The organism is Pseudomonas oleovorans subsp. oleovorans (genome assembly GCF_002197815.1).
GTDB lineage: Bacteria > Pseudomonadota > Gammaproteobacteria > Pseudomonadales > Pseudomonadaceae > Aquipseudomonas > Aquipseudomonas oleovorans.
Genome location: NZ_NIUB01000001.1, coordinates 126,234 through 142,650 on the forward strand (window position 1 = coordinate 126,234; position 16,417 = coordinate 142,650).

General features: G+C 64.5%; 16 protein-coding genes. 12 read left to right on the forward strand and 4 right to left on the reverse strand.

All coding sequences use genetic code 11. From position 1 onward, the window contains the following. Positions 1 to 5 precede the first annotated feature (5 nt). The 9 genes from PSOLE_RS00580 (at position 6) to gnd (ending at position 8,152) form a co-directional block, all read left to right on the forward strand. The gene (locus PSOLE_RS00580) at positions 6 to 347 is read left to right on the forward strand and encodes a c-type cytochrome (protein WP_084344025.1); all 342 of its coding nucleotides are present in this window, start codon (positions 6 to 8) and stop codon (positions 345 to 347) included. A 10-nt stretch (positions 348 to 357) separates the two neighbouring features. Then, positions 358 to 1,044 (forward strand): hypothetical protein, encoded by a 687-nt coding sequence (locus PSOLE_RS00585; protein WP_084344024.1) that lies wholly within the window; start codon positions 358 to 360, stop codon positions 1,042 to 1,044. Positions 1,045 to 1,057: 13 nt separating this feature from the next. Further along, positions 1,058 to 2,623, forward strand: a complete 1,566-nt coding sequence (locus PSOLE_RS00590; protein ID WP_084344023.1) for an FAD-binding oxidoreductase — start codon at positions 1,058 to 1,060, stop codon at positions 2,621 to 2,623. A gap of 214 nt (positions 2,624 to 2,837) precedes the next feature. Continuing rightward, on the forward strand, positions 2,838 to 3,557 hold the full coding sequence (gene pcaH, locus PSOLE_RS00595) for a protocatechuate 3,4-dioxygenase subunit beta (protein WP_084344022.1): 720 nt from the start codon (positions 2,838 to 2,840) through the stop codon (positions 3,555 to 3,557). Between the two features lie 10 nt (positions 3,558 to 3,567). Next, a complete protein-coding gene (gene pcaG / locus PSOLE_RS00600; protein ID WP_084344021.1) occupies positions 3,568 to 4,179 on the forward strand; it encodes a protocatechuate 3,4-dioxygenase subunit alpha in 612 nt (203 codons plus the stop codon). Further along, the gene (gene zapE / locus PSOLE_RS00605; protein WP_084344020.1) at positions 4,169 to 5,254 is read left to right on the forward strand and encodes a cell division protein ZapE; all 1,086 of its coding nucleotides are present in this window, start codon (positions 4,169 to 4,171) and stop codon (positions 5,252 to 5,254) included. The genes pcaG and zapE overlap by 11 nt, the downstream gene beginning before the upstream one ends. After that, the gene (locus PSOLE_RS00610; RefSeq protein WP_084344019.1) at positions 5,248 to 6,615 is read left to right on the forward strand and encodes a 3-carboxy-cis,cis-muconate cycloisomerase; all 1,368 of its coding nucleotides are present in this window, start codon (positions 5,248 to 5,250) and stop codon (positions 6,613 to 6,615) included. The genes zapE and PSOLE_RS00610 overlap by 7 nt, the downstream gene beginning before the upstream one ends. 32 nt (positions 6,616 to 6,647) lie before the next feature. Then, positions 6,648 to 7,049 (forward strand): 4-carboxymuconolactone decarboxylase, encoded by a 402-nt coding sequence (gene pcaC, locus PSOLE_RS00615; protein ID WP_084344018.1) that lies wholly within the window; start codon positions 6,648 to 6,650, stop codon positions 7,047 to 7,049. A gap of 197 nt (positions 7,050 to 7,246) precedes the next feature. Next, on the forward strand, positions 7,247 to 8,152 hold the full coding sequence (gene gnd, locus PSOLE_RS00620) for a phosphogluconate dehydrogenase (NAD(+)-dependent, decarboxylating) (protein WP_084344017.1): 906 nt from the start codon (positions 7,247 to 7,249) through the stop codon (positions 8,150 to 8,152). A 41-nt stretch (positions 8,153 to 8,193) separates the two neighbouring features. Here the strand turns inward: gnd and tkt are convergent, their stop codons facing one another. The 3 genes from tkt to pgi are packed head-to-tail and all read right to left on the reverse strand — an operon-like array spanning position 8,194 to position 12,949. Next, a complete protein-coding gene (gene tkt / locus PSOLE_RS00625) occupies positions 8,194 to 10,242 on the reverse strand; it encodes a transketolase (RefSeq protein WP_084344016.1) in 2,049 nt (682 codons plus the stop codon). A 5-nt stretch (positions 10,243 to 10,247) separates the two neighbouring features. Further along, a complete protein-coding gene (gene pgm / locus PSOLE_RS00630; RefSeq protein ID WP_084344015.1) occupies positions 10,248 to 11,897 on the reverse strand; it encodes a phosphoglucomutase (alpha-D-glucose-1,6-bisphosphate-dependent) in 1,650 nt (549 codons plus the stop codon). After that, complete coding sequence (gene pgi, locus PSOLE_RS00635; protein WP_088339280.1) at positions 11,894 to 12,949, reverse strand: glucose-6-phosphate isomerase; 1,056 nt, start codon at positions 12,947 to 12,949, stop codon at positions 11,894 to 11,896. The genes pgm and pgi overlap by 4 nt, the downstream gene beginning before the upstream one ends. A gap of 319 nt (positions 12,950 to 13,268) precedes the next feature. Between pgi and PSOLE_RS24335 the strand changes: the two genes are divergently transcribed. The 3 genes from PSOLE_RS24335 to PSOLE_RS00650 all read left to right on the forward strand — a co-directional run bounded on the left by PSOLE_RS24335 (position 13,269) and on the right by PSOLE_RS00650 (position 15,866). Beyond that, the gene (locus PSOLE_RS24335) at positions 13,269 to 14,132 is read left to right on the forward strand and encodes a BRO-N domain-containing protein (protein ID WP_211281475.1); all 864 of its coding nucleotides are present in this window, start codon (positions 13,269 to 13,271) and stop codon (positions 14,130 to 14,132) included. After that, positions 14,129 to 15,445: an ISL3 family transposase gene (locus PSOLE_RS00645; protein WP_031761058.1), complete on the forward strand. Its 1,317-nt coding sequence runs from the start codon at positions 14,129 to 14,131 to the stop codon at positions 15,443 to 15,445. Before PSOLE_RS24335 ends, PSOLE_RS00645 begins: the two co-directional genes overlap by 4 nt. Before the next feature lie 91 nt (positions 15,446 to 15,536). Next, complete coding sequence (locus PSOLE_RS00650; protein WP_244597239.1) at positions 15,537 to 15,866, forward strand: alanine:cation symporter family protein; 330 nt, start codon at positions 15,537 to 15,539, stop codon at positions 15,864 to 15,866. A 77-nt stretch (positions 15,867 to 15,943) separates the two neighbouring features. On the opposite strand, the gene PSOLE_RS00655 is transcribed toward PSOLE_RS00650, so the two are convergent. Continuing rightward, complete coding sequence (locus PSOLE_RS00655; RefSeq protein WP_074855192.1) at positions 15,944 to 16,414, reverse strand: chemotaxis protein CheW; 471 nt, start codon at positions 16,412 to 16,414, stop codon at positions 15,944 to 15,946. Positions 16,415 to 16,417: the final 3 nt, after the last annotated feature.

The following is a 16,417-nucleotide window of genomic DNA, read 5'->3' on the forward strand; positions in this document are numbered from 1 at the left end:
AAGAGATGACATTTCCCTTGAGCGGCGCAGCTGCGAAACGGATGTTCGTGACTGGAGTTGTGCTTCCCCTGGGCCTGCTGGTCGCAGCGGGTCAGGCGCAGGCCGACAGCCAGTGGGGCAGTGGCAAGAACCTGTATGACAACGTTTGTGGCCATTGCCACAAACCCGAGGTCGGCGTAGGGCCGGTGCTCGAAGGTCGCGGTCTGCCAGAGGCCTACATCAAGGCCATCGTGCGCAACGGTTTCCGCGCCATGCCGGCCTTCCCGGCGTCCTACGTCGATGACGAATCCCTTTCTCAGGTGACCGAATACCTGTCGAGCCTGCCGGCTCCGGCAGTCAAGCCTTGAGGAGCCTGGCATGACTATCAATCGTCGTTTCCTGCTCAAGGGCATGGCCCTGAGCGGTCTCGCCGGCCTGGCCATGGCGGGTCCGGTGCGCGCGCTGGCTGGCCAGAGCTCGGCGCCGAGCGCTGCCGCAGCGGCACGACCGGTGCTGGCGCTGGTCAGCGCGGGCGCGGCCGAGTCGGTGTTCCTGCGCGGCGCCCAGGCGGCGGCCGGTTCGCAGCTGCAGGTCCAGCGTTTTGATCAGGATCTGGATCGCCTGCTGAGCTTTGAGCGCCAGCTGCGCAGTGGCCAGCCGCTGCGGGTGATTGGCCTTCTGGATGACGCCACGGCCACCCTGGTACTGGACATGGCCCGCAGCGCTGGTGCCCGCGTGCAGTGGCTCGGCCAGCACAACACCGTGGCGGGCGTGACCCAGCATCGTTTGCTCAACACCGAGGTGGCTGAGGGCTGTACGCGTCAGATCAGCCGTCAGCTGCATGCCTGTGGCGCCGGCTTCCATATCGCCGAAGAGCGCCAGGGCAGTCTGGCCTCACCACGCCAGTTGAGCGCGCCGGCTCGCGGTGGCGAGCATGCCGCCGAGTGGGCGTCCGCCATCGGTTATCAGTTGGCTTCGCTGGGTGGGCGACCGGCCAAGCCGGCACCGGCTCCGGCCAGTACTGTCCTGAGCGGCAGTTTCGTTTCTTTTTCGATCGAGGCCTGAAGGAGTCTGATCAATGTCCGAACAAAAGAATGCTGTGCTGCCCAAAGGGGTTGTGCAGGAAGAATTCAACAAGGCGGTTGCCAAGTTTCGTGCCTTGCTGGGTGAAGAGAATGTCCTGATCCAATCCGATCAGTTGGTGCCCTACAACAAGATCATGATGTCGGTCGAGAATGCGGCCCACGCACCCTCGGCCGCCCTCACCGCGACCACCGTGGAGCAGGTCCAGGGTGTGGTGAAGATCTGCAACGAGCACAAGATTCCGGTGTGGACCATCTCCACCGGGCGTAACTTCGGTTACGGCTCCGCCGCGCCGGTGGAGCGCGGTCAGGTCATTCTCGACCTGAAGAAGATGAACAAGATCATCAAGATCGACCCGGAAATGTGCTACGCCCTGGTCGAGCCGGGTGTCACCTTCGGTCAGCTGTACAACCACATCCAGGAAAACAACCTGCCGGTGATGCTGTCGTTCTCGGCGCCTTCGGCGATTGCCGGCCCGCTGGGCAACACCATGGACCGTGGCGTGGGCTACACCCCCTACGGCGAGCACTTCATGATGCAGTGCGGCATGGAAGTGGTGCTGGCCAACGGTGACGTCTATCGCACCGGCATGGGCGGTGTGAAGGGCAGCAACACCTGGCAGATCTTCAAGTGGGGCTACGGCCCGACCCTGGACGGCATGTTCACCCAGGCCAACTACGGCATCTGCACCAAGATGGGCTTCTGGCTGATGCCCAAGCCGCCGGTGTTCAAGCCCTTCGAAGTGATCTTCGAGGACGAAGCGGACATCGTCGAGATCGTCGATGCGCTGCGTCCGCTGCGCATGAGCAACACCATCCCCAACTCGGTGGTGATCGCCAGCACCCTGTGGGAAGCCGGCAGTGCCCACCTGACCCGCGCCCAGTACACCACCGAGCCGGGCCACACCCCGGACAGCGTGATCAAGCAGATGCAGAAGGACACCGGCATGGGTGCCTGGAACCTCTACGCTGCGCTGTACGGCACCCAGGAGCAGGTCGACGTCAACTGGAAGATCGTCACCGACACTTTCAAGAAGCTCGGCAAGGGTCGCATCGTCACCCAGGAAGAGGCGGGCAATACCCAGCCGTTCAAGTACCGCGCCGAACTGATGTCCGGCGTGCCGAACCTGCAGGAATTTGGTCTGTACAACTGGCGTGGGGGCGGTGGCTCCATGTGGTTCGCGCCGGTGAGCGAGGCCCGTGGCAGCGAGTGCAAGAAACAGGCGGCCATGGCCAAGCGCGTTCTGCACAAGTACGGCCTGGACTATGTGGCCGAGTTCATTGTGGCGCCGCGCGACATGCACCACGTGATCGATGTGCTGTACGACCGTACCAGCGAAGAAGAAACCAAGCGCGCCGACGCCTGCTTCAACGAACTGCTGGATGAGTTCGAGAAGGAAGGCTACGCGGTATATCGCGTGAACACCCGCTTCCAGGAGCGTGTGGCGCAAAGCTATGGCCCGGTCAAGCGCAAGCTCGAACATGCCATCAAGCGTGCGGTGGACCCGAACAACATTCTCGCTCCGGGACGCTCCGGCATCGATCTCAATAACGATTTCTGATGCTGGCGGCAGTTTTCCTGCCGGTTAACGTTAAAAACGCCCAAGCCCATGGCTTGGGCGTTTTTCGAGGCGGAGAGAGGCGAACAAAACGCTATAGATAACCTATCGGTTATGGAAGGCGTGCAAGGTTTCAATTTCCCCGCGTCGGAAATTGGCCGAGACTCGGCTCCGTTCGATTCAACGAGCCTCCGTCACCACATAACAGGAGATCGACATGTCCGACGCTCAAGATCGTCGTTTTGTCATGCGTGACCGCACCTGGCACCCCAAAGCCCTGACCCCGGACTACAAGACCTCGGTCGGCCGCTCCCCGCGCCAGGCACTGGTCAGCATTCCGCAGTCCATTTCCGAGACCAGTGGTCCGGACTTCTCGCACCTGAAAATGGGCCAGCACGACAACGATCTGCTGCTCAACTTCAATACCGGTGCGCTGCCGATCGGTGAGCGCATCATCGTTCACGGTCGCGTGGTGGATCAGTTCGGCAAGCCGATCCCGCATACCCTGGTGGAAATGTGGCAAGCCAACGCCGGCGGCCGCTACCGTCACAAGAACGACCGCTACCTGGCTCCCCTCGACCCCAACTTCGGCGGTGTGGGTCGTGCGCTGACCGACAGCGAAGGTCGTTACCATTTCCGCACCATCAAGCCGGGTCCGTATCCGTGGCGTAACAACCCGAACGACTGGCGTCCGGCGCATATCCACTTCTCCATCAGTGGCCCGGCGATCTGCACCAAGTTGATCACCCAGCTGTACTTCGAAGGTGATCCGCTGATTCCGCACTGCCCGATCGTCAAGGCGGTGAACGACCCGGAAGCCGTGCAGACCATGATTGCGCGTCTGGATCTGACCGCTAACAACCCCATGGATTGCCTGGCGTACCGTTTCGACATCGTCCTGCGCGGTCAGCGCAAAACCTGGTTTGAGAACGTCTGAGGAGGCGACCATGACTGAGATCAATCTGCTCCGCGAGACCACCTCCCAGACTGCCGGTCCTTACGTGCACATCGGCCTGGCGCTGGCCGCTGCCGGTAACCCGACCCGCGAACAGGAAATCTGGAACCAGCTGGCCAAACCCGAGGCCCCCGGTGAGCACATTACCGTGATCGGCCGCGTGTTCGACGGCAACGGTCACCTGGTGCGCGACTCCTTCCTGGAAATCTGGCAAGCCAACCACGAAGGCGTGTACGACGAGGATTACAACCTCGACAAGCCGTTCAACGGGTTCGGCCGCACCGCCACCACCTTCGATGCTGGTAGCGAATGGACCATCGAAACGGTCAAGCCGGGCGTGGTCAAGGCGGCCGATGGCCGCCCGCAGGCGCCGCACATCAACGTGGCGCTGTTTGCCCGCGGGATCAACATCCAGCTGGCGACCCGCATCTACTTTGATGATGAAGCCGAGGCCAACGCGGCCGATCCGGTGCTCAACCTGATCGAACAGCCCGAGCGCCGTCAGACGCTGATCGCCACCCGCGAAGAGCAGGCTGGCAAGGTGGTATACCGCTTCGACATCCGCATCCAGGGCGAAAACGAGACAGTCTTTTTTGACTTCTGAGGCATCGCCGGGGCAGCTGCTCCGGCACGAGTACGAAACGCGTCTCGCGGCCCGGGGTTACCGGGCCGATGCGGCGCAACGGGCGGCCGTTGACCTGTTGGGTCAATGGCTGTCGGCGTTTCTGGGGCGACGCCGTTCATTGCTGCGTCGTCCCGCCGCCGGGGTTTACCTGTGGGGCGGTGTGGGACGTGGCAAGAGCTTCGTCATGGATGCGTTGTACGCCGCCGCACCGCTGGCGGAAAAACGCCGGGTGCATTTCCACGCCTTTCTGGCCGAGCTGCAAATCCTTGTTCGCGCCTACGCCGGTCAGCCCGATCCGTTGGTGCTGGCTGCGCGGGAGCTGGCAGGCAGCACCCGCCTGTTGTGCTTCGATGAGTTCCACGTGCACGACATTGGCGACGCCATGCTCCTGGGACGTCTGGTCAAGGTGCTGGTGGACGAGGGGGTTGGCGTGGTCTGCACGTCCAATTACCCACCGTCCAAGCTGTGCCCCAATCCCCTGTACCGCGAGCGATTCCTGCCCACGATCAAGCTGATCGACGCACGTTTCGAGGTATTGGAACTGGACGGTGGCCAGGATTACCGCCGCGAATCCACCCGTGACTGGGGACAGTTCTGCTGGCCCATGGCCGACGACGCAGACTGGGACTCTACCCCTTTGGCACCGCCCGCACAGGCCGAGCGTGATGTGGTTATCGAGGTCAATCGACGTCCCCTGCATCTGCACGCCCGCGATGGTCGCCGTGCCTGGCTGGACTTCGCTGGGCTGTGCCGTGGTCCGCGTTCCAGTGCGGACTACCTGTGGCTGTGCGAGCACTTTGCCGAGCTGACCGTAGGCACCGTGCCCCAGCTGGACAGCGAAGGTATCGACGTGCAACAGCGCTTTTTGAATTTCATCGACATCGCCTACGACAGCGGCGTGCGCCTGCGCCTCGGCGGTGTCGACCGGCCGGAGGTGCTGTGCCGCGCCGGTAGTCATACTGATTTTTCCCGAACCCATAGTCGCTTGCAGCAGTTGCAAGCGCTCGACGTGGCCAATGCCGCGTCGCCTTGTTCTCAGGAGGCTGAATCGTGAGTGTCAGCAACCAGCTGTTCGATGCCTATTTCACCCAGGCAGCCATGCGTGACGTGTTTTCCGACCGGGGTCGCCTGCAGGGCATGCTCGACTTCGAGGCCGCACTGGCCCGCGCCGAAGCGGCGGTGGGACTGATCCCGGCGCGTGCTGTGCCGGCCATCGAGGCGGCCTGCCAGGCGCAGCTGTACGATCCGGTGGCGCTGGCCCAGGCGATTGCCACGGCCGGCAACTCGGCGATTCCGCTGGTCAAGGCCCTGGGCCGGCAGATCGCCCAGAGCGATGCCGAAGCCGAGCGTTACGTGCATTTGGGCGCCACCAGCCAGGACGCCATGGACACCGGCCTGGTGCTGCAACTGCGCGCTGCGCTGGCGCTGATCGAAGCGGATCTGTCGGCCTTGGCCGACGCCTTGGCGGTGCAGGCGGAAAAACACGCCAGCACCGTATTGCCGGGGCGTACCTGGCTGCAGCACGCCACCCCGGTAACCCTCGGCATGAAGCTTGCCGGTACGCTCGATGCGTTGAATCGGCACCGTCAGCGGCTGAGCGAACTCAAGCCTCGCCTGCTGTGCCTGCAATTCGGCGGTGCCGCCGGCACCTTGGCCGCACTGGGTGAGCAGGCGTTGCCGGTGTCGGTCGCGCTGGCCAGCGAACTGCAACTGACCCTGCCGGAGCAGCCCTGGCATACCCAGCGGGATCGTATTGTCGAAGTCGGCAGCGTCCTGGGTCTGATCGCCGGCACGCTGGGCAAGTTTGGTCGCGACCTGTCGCTGCTGATGCAAACCGATGTGGGCGAGGCGTTCGAGCCGTCCGCACCGGGCAAGGGTGGTTCGTCCACCATGCCGCACAAGCGCAACCCGGTGAGCGCGGCGGTGCTGATCGGCGCGGCAACCCGCGTGCCGGGGCTGGTCTCCACCCTGTTCGCCGCGATGCCCCAGGAGCACGAACGCAGCCTGGGCTTGTGGCACGCCGAATGGGAAACCTTGCCGGAGATCTGCTGCCTGGTCTCGGGCGCCCTCGCGCAGGCCCTGGTGGTCGTGCCCGGGCTGGAAGTGGACGCCGAGCGCATGCGCGCCAACCTGGAGCTGACCCAGGGCCTGGTGTTGGCGGAAGCGGTGAGCATCGCCCTGGCGCAACGCATTGGCCGTGACGCGTCCCATCACCTGGTTGAACAGTGCTGCCGCCGCGCCGTGGCCGAGAAGCGTCATCTGCGCGCGGTGCTGGGCGATGACGAACAGGTCAGCGCGCAACTCACGGCAGAAGAGCTGGATCATTTGCTCGATCCGGCCCATTACCTTGGCTTGGCACAAACGTGGGTCACCCGCGTCGTGGCCGAGCATCGCCGACTCGGCGCCCTTGATTAACCCAAGCCTCTAGCCTTCACAGGAGCCAGACAATGGACGAGAAACAGCGTTACGAAGCCGGCATGCAGGTACGCCGCGCGGTACTGGGCGATGCCCACGTGGACCGCAGCCTGGAAACCCTGACGCCCTTCACCGAAGAGTTCCAGGAAATGATCACCCGCCACGCCTGGGGCGACATCTGGACCCGCCCCGGCCTGCCGCGCCATACCCGCAGCCTGATCACCATCGCCATGCTGATCGGCATGAACCGCGAAGGCGAGCTCAAGCTGCACCTCAAGGCGGCGAAGAACAACGGCGTGACCCGTGACGAGATCAAGGAAGTGCTGATGCAGTCGGCGATCTATTGCGGCATTCCGGCCGCCAACCACACCTTCCACCTGGCCCAGGAGCTGTGGGACGAGGTGGGTGTCGAGTCGCTGCAAGAGCAAAAGTAAGCCGAGCGCATACGCCCGCTTCTGCATCCACGAAAAAAACGGCCAAGGGCCGTTTTTTTCGTTTTCGGCGCTGCCACGGCCGCAGGTGAACGCGCGAGCCGACGTGGGGGTCCTAGCGGTGAAGGCCCTTGATGCGCAGGTGCTGGGGCTGGAACGGCGTGATCCGTTCTCATGGCGTGGCATAGCGAGGCTTCCTGATGAAACTCGGCATGATCGGTTTGGGGCGCATGGGCGCCAACATGGCGCAGCGTCTGCTGCGAGGCGGCCACCAGGTAGTGGGGCTGGACCCCAAGCCCGAGGCGCGCAGCGCGCTGGAGCAGCAAGGCGGCGAGAGCGCCGAATCGCTGCAGTCACTGGTGGCCAAGCTGCCAACTCCTCGGCTGCTGTGGCTGATGGTGCCGGCCGGTGACGTGACTGACAGCACTCTGACCAACCTGCTGCCACTGCTGGGCGCCGGCGACACCCTGATCGATGGCGGCAACGCCAATTACCGCGACACCCTGCGTCGCGCCGAGACGGCGGCCGAGCAGGGCATCGATTACCTCGACTGCGGCACCAGCGGCGGCATCTGGGGATTGGCCGAGGGCTACAGCCTGATGGTCGGCGGCGCGCAGGCGACGGTCGTACGCCTGCGACCGATCTTCGAAACGCTGGCGCCGAGCAAGGAGCGGGGCTGGGGACGGGTCGGGCCGGTGGGTGCCGGACATTTCTGCAAGATGGTGCATAACGGCATCGAATACGGCTTGATGCAGGCCTATGCCGAGGGTTTCTCCATCCTGCGGCATAAAGAGGCATTTGATTTCGATCTCGTGCAGGTTGCCGACATCTGGCGCGAGGGCAGCGTGGTGCGTTCCTGGCTGCTGGACCTGTGCAGCGATGCGCTGCAGAAGAATCCGCAGATGACCGGCATCGCGCCTTACGTGGCTGATTCCGGCGAAGGCCGCTGGACCGTGGCGGAAGCCATCGAGCTGAATGTGCCGGCACCGGTGATCACCCTGGCGTTGCTGCAACGGCTGCGCTCGCGGGACGCCGAATCCTATGCCGACCGGCTGCTGGCGGCGTTGCGCAATGAGTTCGGCGGGCATGCGATCAAAAAAGAGTGAGGGGCGGCCGCCGACGGCTGGGAACCTGTGCAGATGTCACCCTAGGGCCCCAGCAGCCTTTTCGCCCGCGCACAGACGTTATCCACGGTGAACCCATACTCCCGTTGCAGCACGGGCCCGGGCGCGGAGGCGCCGAAGCGTTCGACACCGAGCATGGCGCCCTGGGAGCCGGTGTAGCGCTCCCAGCCCTGGGACACGCCGAGTTCCACTGCCAGGCGCGCCTCCACCGTGGGCGGCAGCACCGCGTCGCGCTCGACCTGGGGTAGGGCCTCGAACAGCTCCCAGCTGGGCATCGACACGCAGCGCACGGCGATTCCTTCAGCCTGCAAACGCTCGGCGGCCTCGAGGATAAGCGCGACTTCCGAGCCGCTGGCGATCAGGATCAACCGGGGATTGCCCCCCGCTGGCTCGCTCAGTACATAGGCGCCGTGGCGCACGCCTTCGGCGCTGGCATAGCGGCTGCGGTCCAGGGTGGGCAGTTCCTGGCGGCTGAGGATCAGCGCCACCGGGCGGTCGCGGGTCTCCAGGGCGATGCGCCAGGCCACGGCGGTTTCGTTGGCATCGGCGGGGCGGATCACCGTGAGGTTGGGCACCGCCCGCAGGTTGGCCAGTTGCTCCACCGGCTGGTGAGTCGGGCCGTCCTCGCCGAGGGCCAGGCTGTCGTGGGTGAATACCTGTATCACCTGCACGCCCATCAGCGCCGCCAGGCGCAGCGGGGGGCACATGTAGTCGGAAAAGATCAGGAAAGTGGCGCCGAACGGAATGAACCCGCCATGGGCGGCCAGACCGTTGCCGATAGCCCCCATGGCGTGTTCGCGCACGCCGAAATGCAGGTTGCGCCCGGCATGGCTCCAGCCGCCACCGCTGGAGCCCTGTTCGTCCTGGTCTTGGGTGAGCGCTGAATTGAAATCGCCCTGGCCCTTCAAGACGGTTTTGGTGGAGGGGTTGAGGTCTGCCGAGCCGCCGAACAGTGCCGGCAAGCGAGGGGCGATGGCGTTCATGAGCCGGCCGCTGGCCTCGCGGCTGGCCAGGCCCTTGGCGTCGGCGGGAAACACCGGGATGTCCGCATCCCAGCCGGACGGCAATTCACCGTCGAGGCGCTGTTCCAGTTCTTCGGCCAGTTCCGGGAAAGCCTGGCGATAGTTGACCAGGCGCTGGTTCCAGGCCGCCTCGTCATCGGCGCCGCGTTGTCCGGCCAGGTGAAACTGCGCCTGCACCTCGGGCGGGATGAGGAACTCCGGGTCCAGCGGCCAGCCGAGTTGCTGCTTGGTCTGGCGCACATTGTCCGCTCCCAGCGGCGAGCCGTGAGCCTTATAGGAGTCCTGCAACGGCGAGCCAAAGCCGATATGGCTGCGCACCAGGATCAGCGAGGGGCGGGTGTCCTGCCCATGGGCCGCGTGCAAGGCGGCGTCGAGGGCATGCAGATCGTTACCGTCCTCCACCACCTGGGTATGCCAGCCGTAGGCGGCGAAGCGCGCGGCGCGATCCTCGGAAAAACAGATGTCGGTGCCGGCGGCCAGGGTGACTTCGTTGTCGTCGTACAGGCAGCACAGCTTGCCCAGACGCAGATGGCCGGCCAGCGAGGCGGCCTCGCTGGCCACACCTTCCATCAGGTCGCCGTCGCTGACCAGGGCATAGGTGCGGTGATCGATCAGGCTATGGCCGGGGCGGTTGTAGCGCGCCGCCAGGTGCGCCTCGCCGATGGCCATGCCCACCGCGTTGGCCAGGCCCTGGCCGAGCGGCCCGGTGGTGGTTTCCACCCCGGGCGTGTGGCCGCGCTCGGGATGTCCGGGCGCCTTGCTACCCCACTGACGAAAGCGCTTGAGTTCGTCCAGCGGCAGGTCGTAACCGGTCAGGTGCAGCAGGCTGTAGAGCAGCGCCGAGCCATGCCCGGCGGAGAGCACGAAACGGTCGCGCCCCGGCCACTGCGGGTTGGCGGGGTTGAACCTGAGCCAGCGCATCCACAGCACATAGGCCATGGGCGCGGCGCCCAGCGGCAGGCCGGGGTGGCCGCTGTTGGCGTGTTGCACCATGTCCACCGAGAGAAACCGTAGGGTATTGATGCAGCGTTGATCGAGATCGGAAGCCATGGCGGTTACTCCGCAGGTGAATGGAGCGCGGTATCGACGATCTGGTGGGCCTCGCGCAGGATGGCCTGCAGATGGGACTGATCCTTGAAGCTTTCCGCATAGATCTTGTAGATCGCCTCGGTGCCGGAGGGGCGCGCGGCGAACCAGCCGCTGGCGGCGATCACCTTGATGCCGCCGATAGGTGCCTGATTGCCGGGCGCGTGGTCGAGTACGGCGAGAATCGGCTCGCCGGCCAGCTGGCTGATGGTCACTTGCGCGGGCGAGAGCCGGCTCAGGCGCGCCTTCTGCTCGGGCGTGGCAGCGGCGTCGAGGCGATCGTTCAGGGGTTCGCCGAGTTCCGCCTCCAGATCGCGATACAGCTCGCCGGGGTCGCGGCCGCAGCGGGCGGTCATTTCCGCCGCCAGCAGCGCGGGCACCAGGCCGTCCTTGTCGGTGGTCCAGACCGTGCCATCGCGGCGCAGGCAGGTGGCGCCGGCGCTTTCCTCGCCGGCAAAACCCAGGCTGCCATCATGCAGGCCGTTGACGAACCACTTGAACCCCACCGGCACTTCGTACAGCCGCCGGCCGAGGCGCTGCGCCACGCGGTCGATGAGTGCGCTGCTGACCAGGGTCTTGCCAATGGCGGCATCGGGGCGCCACTGGGGCCGATGCCGAAACAGATAGTCGATCAGCACCGCCAGGTAATGATTCGATGGCAGCAGCCCGCTGCTGCGGGTGACGATACCGTGGCGGTCGTGGTCGGTGTCACAGGCGAAGGCGACATCAAACCCATCCTTGAGGCCGATCAGCCGCTGCATGGCATAAGGCGAGGACGGGGCCATGCGGATCTGTCCGTCCCAGTCCAGGGACATCATGGCGAAGGTCGGATCCACCGCTTCACTGACCACGTGCAGGTCGAGGCCGTAGCGTTCGGCCAGTGGCGCCCAGTAATGCACGCCGGCACCGCCGAGCGGGTCGACGCCCAGGTGCAGGCCGGCGGCGCGGATTACCGTGAAGTCCACCACCTGCTCCAGATCCTCGATATAGGCGTGCAGGAAATCGTGTTCCCGCGCGGCGTTGCGCGCCTGCGCGAGGGGCAAGCGGCGCACGCCGCGCAAGGCGTTTTCCAGCAGGGTGTTGGCGCGCGCCTCGATACGGTCGGTAATGGCTTTATCCGCCGGCCCGCCGTGGGGCGGGTTGTACTTGATGCCGCCATCGGCCGGCGGGTTGTGCGAGGGGGTGATGACGATGCCATCGGCCAGCCCGGCGTGGCGACCCCGGTTGTAGGTGAGGATCGCGTGGGAAATGGTCGGCGTCGGGGTGAATTCGCCGTCTTTGGCGATCAGCGTGCTCACGCCGTTGCCGGCCAGCACTTCCAGGGTGCTTTCCAGGGCTGGTTGCGACAGCGCGTGGGTGTCGATGCCGAGGTACAGCGGGCCGTCGATGCCTTGAGCCTGACGGTAGTCGCAGATCGCCTGGGCGATAGCCAGCAGGTGCCATTCGTTGAAGCTGCGGGTCAGCGAGCTGCCGCGATGGCCGGAGGTGCCAAAGGCCACCCGTTGCGCGGGGATGTACGGGTCGGGTCGCCAGTCGGTATAGGCGGCCAGCAAGGCGGGCACATCGACCAGCGAGGAGGACGGGGCGGGTTGACCGGCCAGCGGGTTGATGCGGTTCACGGGCGCACCCCCTTGTGCTGGCGGTAGCGGCGGATCAGCGTGTTGCTGGAACTGTCATGGCTCAACTCGCCCGGCTCAGGTTGGGCGATTTCCGTCGCGATCCGTTTGGCCAGGGCCTTGCCCAGCTCGACGCCCCATTGGTCGAAGGGATCGATCTGCCAGATCATGCCCTGTACGAACACGCTGTGTTCATACAGGGCCACCAGCGTACCCAGCGTGAAGGGGTCGAGGCGTTCGGCCAGCAGCGTGCTACTGGGACGGTTGCCTTCACAGGCGCGGTGCGGCGCCAGCGTCGGCGACGCGCCCTGGGCGCGCCATTCTTCCTCGCGCTTGCCAAAGGCCAGCGCCTCGCCCTGGGCGATCAGGTTGGCGATCAGCAGGTCATGCTGGGTGCCCAGGGGGTTGAGAGACTGACAAAAGCCGATGAAATCGCAGGCGATCAGCCGGGTGCCCTGATGGATCAGCTGATAGAACGAATGCTGGCCGTTAGTGCCCGGCTCGCCCCAGTAGATCGGTGAGGTGTCGTAATCGACCCGCGCACCGCCCAGGGTTACGTGCTTGCCGTTGCTTTCCATGGTCAGCTGCTGCAGGTAGGCGGGAAAGCGTTTCAGGTACTGCTCATAGGGCAGCACGGCAACGGCGGTGATGCCGAGGAAATTGACATTCCAGACCCCTAGCAGGCCCATCAATACCGGCAGGTTCTGCTCCAGCGAGGTATGGCGGAAATGCTCGTCCATGGCGTGCAGGCCGGCCAGCAGGGCGCGGAAGTGCTCGGCGCCGATGGCCAGCATGGTGGACAGGCCGATGGCCGAATCCATCGAGTAACGCCCGCCCACCCAGTCCCAGAAGACGAACATATGCTGCGGATCAATGCCGAAGCGGGCGACTTCCTCGGGGTGACTGGAAACCGCCACGAAATGCTGGGCAACCGCCGCCTCATCGCCGAGCGCCTGCACGCACCAGGCTCGCGCGGCATGGGCGTTGGCCAGGGTTTCCTGGGTGGTGAAGGTTTTCGAGCAAACGATGAAGGGTATTCGGGAAAGGTTGTTGATTGAGCCTCACCCGTAGGGGGCTACAAATCGTTTTTGCATACGGGAAATCTTGTTGACACACCGCCTTGGTCGGGATACCTTCCTCCCGTCGCTGTAAGTCCAGCGGCCTGGGATTGGCGTCCCGGATTCAGAGGCGGACACAACCGCCGTTTTCGAGCGGTTTTTTTGTGCCCGCGGCATGGCTGCACCCGTTATGGGCGGGCCGTGCGTGGGGGTCGAAAGACCCGCCGGCCCTCTGACCGGTACGCCAACCCGCACGGTTCCGCTCACCCAAATTGGCGTTTGGGCGCGGAGGTCAAGCCTTCAGAGGGAAACTGCCATGCAATCGCTCACCTTCAACAACACCCAATTCGACATCGTTGATCGCAACGGCAATCCGTGGGTAAGGGCAAACCAGATCGGTTTGGCCTTGGAGTACAAGAACCCAGAGCTGTCGATTGCCAAGCTCTACCGCAGCAACGCCGAAGAGTTCAGCGACAAGATGACCGCCCTGATCGAGATGCCCACCAAAGGCGGCGTCCAGCAGGTTCGCATCTTCTCCCTGCGCGGCGCGCATCTGCTGGCTATGTTCGCCCGTACCAAGGTTGCCAAAGAGTTCCGTCACTGGGTGCTCGATGTCCTGGAAGGTGTGGCTGAGGTTCCTTCCCCCGCCAAAGAGAAGCGCGCCCCCAAGGCCCTGCCCAACGGCCGCTCCATCGACCAGCAGGACGCCATCAAGGCGCTGGTGAAAGCCCGCGTCGAGGCGCTGCCGAAGGAGAAGCAGGCCAAGGCCGCAGTGACCTGCTGGAGCGCCCTCAAGTCCAAGTTCGGCTGCTCGTACAAGAAGATCGAGTCCGACCAGTTCGCAGAGGCTGTCGGCCTGGTGGCGCGCATCGAGCTGGAGGGCGAGTGGCTGCCGAAGGCGAAAGAGGACGAGTTCGTGCTCGGCTTCTACGAAGCTCAGGAGGTCTGCCACCTGGTGCATCACGCCATCTGGTGTGTCTACCGCTGGGACAGCGGTATCGCCGCCGGCGTGAAGGCGATGAACTACCCCGTCTGGCTCAGCGCCTTCGAGCACTTCCAGGAGGCGAGCCGCTCCGCGCGCAGGATCGAGCGCCTGATGCCGGAGTTGATTGGCTACTTCCGCCAGAAGAATGGCGGCCTGCTCCCGGAGCAGTGCGCAGCAAAAGGAATCGTCGCATGACTCCCCCAAACAGCCTACTGCACCCCTTGAAGGCCCAAGTCCTGGGCTTTCAAGAGGATGAGCACGACTACCACTTCCAGGTGGAGTACCCAGACCCCGACGCCTGCCACACCTGCGGTACGGTCGGCCAGCTGGTGCGCTTCGGCAAGAAGCAGGTGAAGTTCCGCGACGTGCCGATGCACGGCAAGCGCGTGTCGCTGTGGGTGATCCGGCGCCGGTTCCAGTGCAAGTCATGCAACAGCACGTTCACACCGCCCATCTACGAGATGGCGGAGGATCACCGGATGACCCGGCGATGCTACGACTACATCATCAAGCGCTCGCTGAGCGGCACCAACGCCAAGGTTGCCCAGGACATCGGGTTCGATGAGTCGGTAGTGCGGGCTGTGATCAAGTCGCACTGCGACATGAAGGCCATCGGCTACAGGCCAACCCTACCGCGCGTTCTCGGCATCGACGAGCTGTACCTGAACCGGCAGTTCCGCTGTGTGCTGACCGACATCGAGCGGGGCACCATCCTCGACATTCTGGAGTCGCGGCAGTATCCGGTGCTTTACAACTACCTGGCCAACATGCAAGGCCGGGAGAACGTCCAGATCGTCTGCCAGGACATGTGGAAGCCCTACCGCGACGTGGCCTCGCAGTTGTTCCCCAAGGCCGCCATCGTGGTGGATCGGTTCCACATCCAGCGCATGGCCAACGAGGCGATGGAGACGCTGCGCAAGGGGCTCAAGAAGGAGCTGACCCAGCACCAGCGCCGACAGCTCAAGGGCGACCGGAAGATGATGCTGATGCGGCGCCGTGACCTGAACCCGATGCAGGAGCTGATCATCCATACCTGGTTGGATCAGTTCCCCGAGCTGGGCATGGCCTACAAGCTCAAGGAGGCGTTCTTCGACATCTGGGAGGCCACAACCGAGGCTGAGGCAAGGGCGCGCTACCAGGAGTGGCTGAACGCGATTCCAGAGGGGCACAAGTCCCACTGGAAGCCGCTGATTACCTCGATGACGAACTGGGAGCGGGAGATCTTCTCGTACTTCGGCCCAGCCCAGCGCAACACCAACGCCTTCACCGAGTCGATCAACCGGCAGATGCGCGACCTGAACAGGGACGCCAGGGGCATGTCGTTCGAGATGTTCCGGGCCAAGACGCTGTTCAGCCTGGAGCACAAGGTGAGCATGCCCAAGCCGAAGCGGGAGTCACCTTTCGTTGGCTACGCACGCCCCATGGAGCGGGTCATGTACAGCATCCCGATCTACGACCACGGCGTTTCCATCGAGGCCGTTCTCAAGGCCATCCAGGGCGCCCAGTAGGGCGTCCATCAACACGACCACCCATTTCAGCTAGCGGTGTTCGGGAAGTCCTCTAACAACAGGATTTCCCGAATACCCCATTAACCGCAAGGTGAATCGCCCCTGGCTGACCCTGCTGCTGAAGGCCGGCATCATCGTGGCGACCGTCTACGGCACCGTGAAAACCGCCGACCTGGCGTGGGGCCTGGGTGACCTCGGTGTCGGCCTGATGGCCTGGCTGAACATCATCGCCATCCTGCTCATGCACAAGGTTGCCTACAAGTGCCTGAAGGACTACGAGCAGCAACAGGACGAAGGCAAGGACCCGGTCTTCCACCCGGAGAAGCTCGGTATCAAGAATGCCGATTACTGGGGCACCAGCACCTCGGAAGAGAACCTGACTATCGAGAAGGGCGAGTTGCAACAACCGCAGCGCCGATAGCCGCACAGCAGTAACGAAAAAGCCCCGGCCAAGTGCAGGGGCTTTTTCATGGGCGCTCGCCTGAGCGCATGGCTACTTCAGATCAAACCAGCATCGGCGAGCAATTGCTCCAGTGCGGCCAGGTCGGGAATACGCACGACCTCGTCACCGACACGGGCGGCGCCCAGTTCCAGCGGCGCCAGCTCGACATCGGCCGCAGGCAGGTCGCTGCCGACCTTCAGCGAGCGCGGGATACCCTGCACCAGCAGGGCAATGAACTTGACCTTGGGGCGGCCGCCCAGGGCGTTGATCACTGCAACGCGGGCACCACTGGCGACATGCGCCTGGCCACCGCTGGCGGCCTCGAAGGAGAGCAGCGGCAAGCGCAGATCACGCCAGGCGATCTGGCCGAGAAACCAGTCGGGAGTGCCTTCAGTGACCTGCGGCGCGCGATAGGGGATCAGCTCCGCCACCGCCACGTTGGGCAGCAGCAGAGTGCGGTCGGCCAGAGGCACCAGCAAACCGGTGAGACTGGCGGCGCTGTTCTGGGTGGCGACTGCTTGGCTCATTGA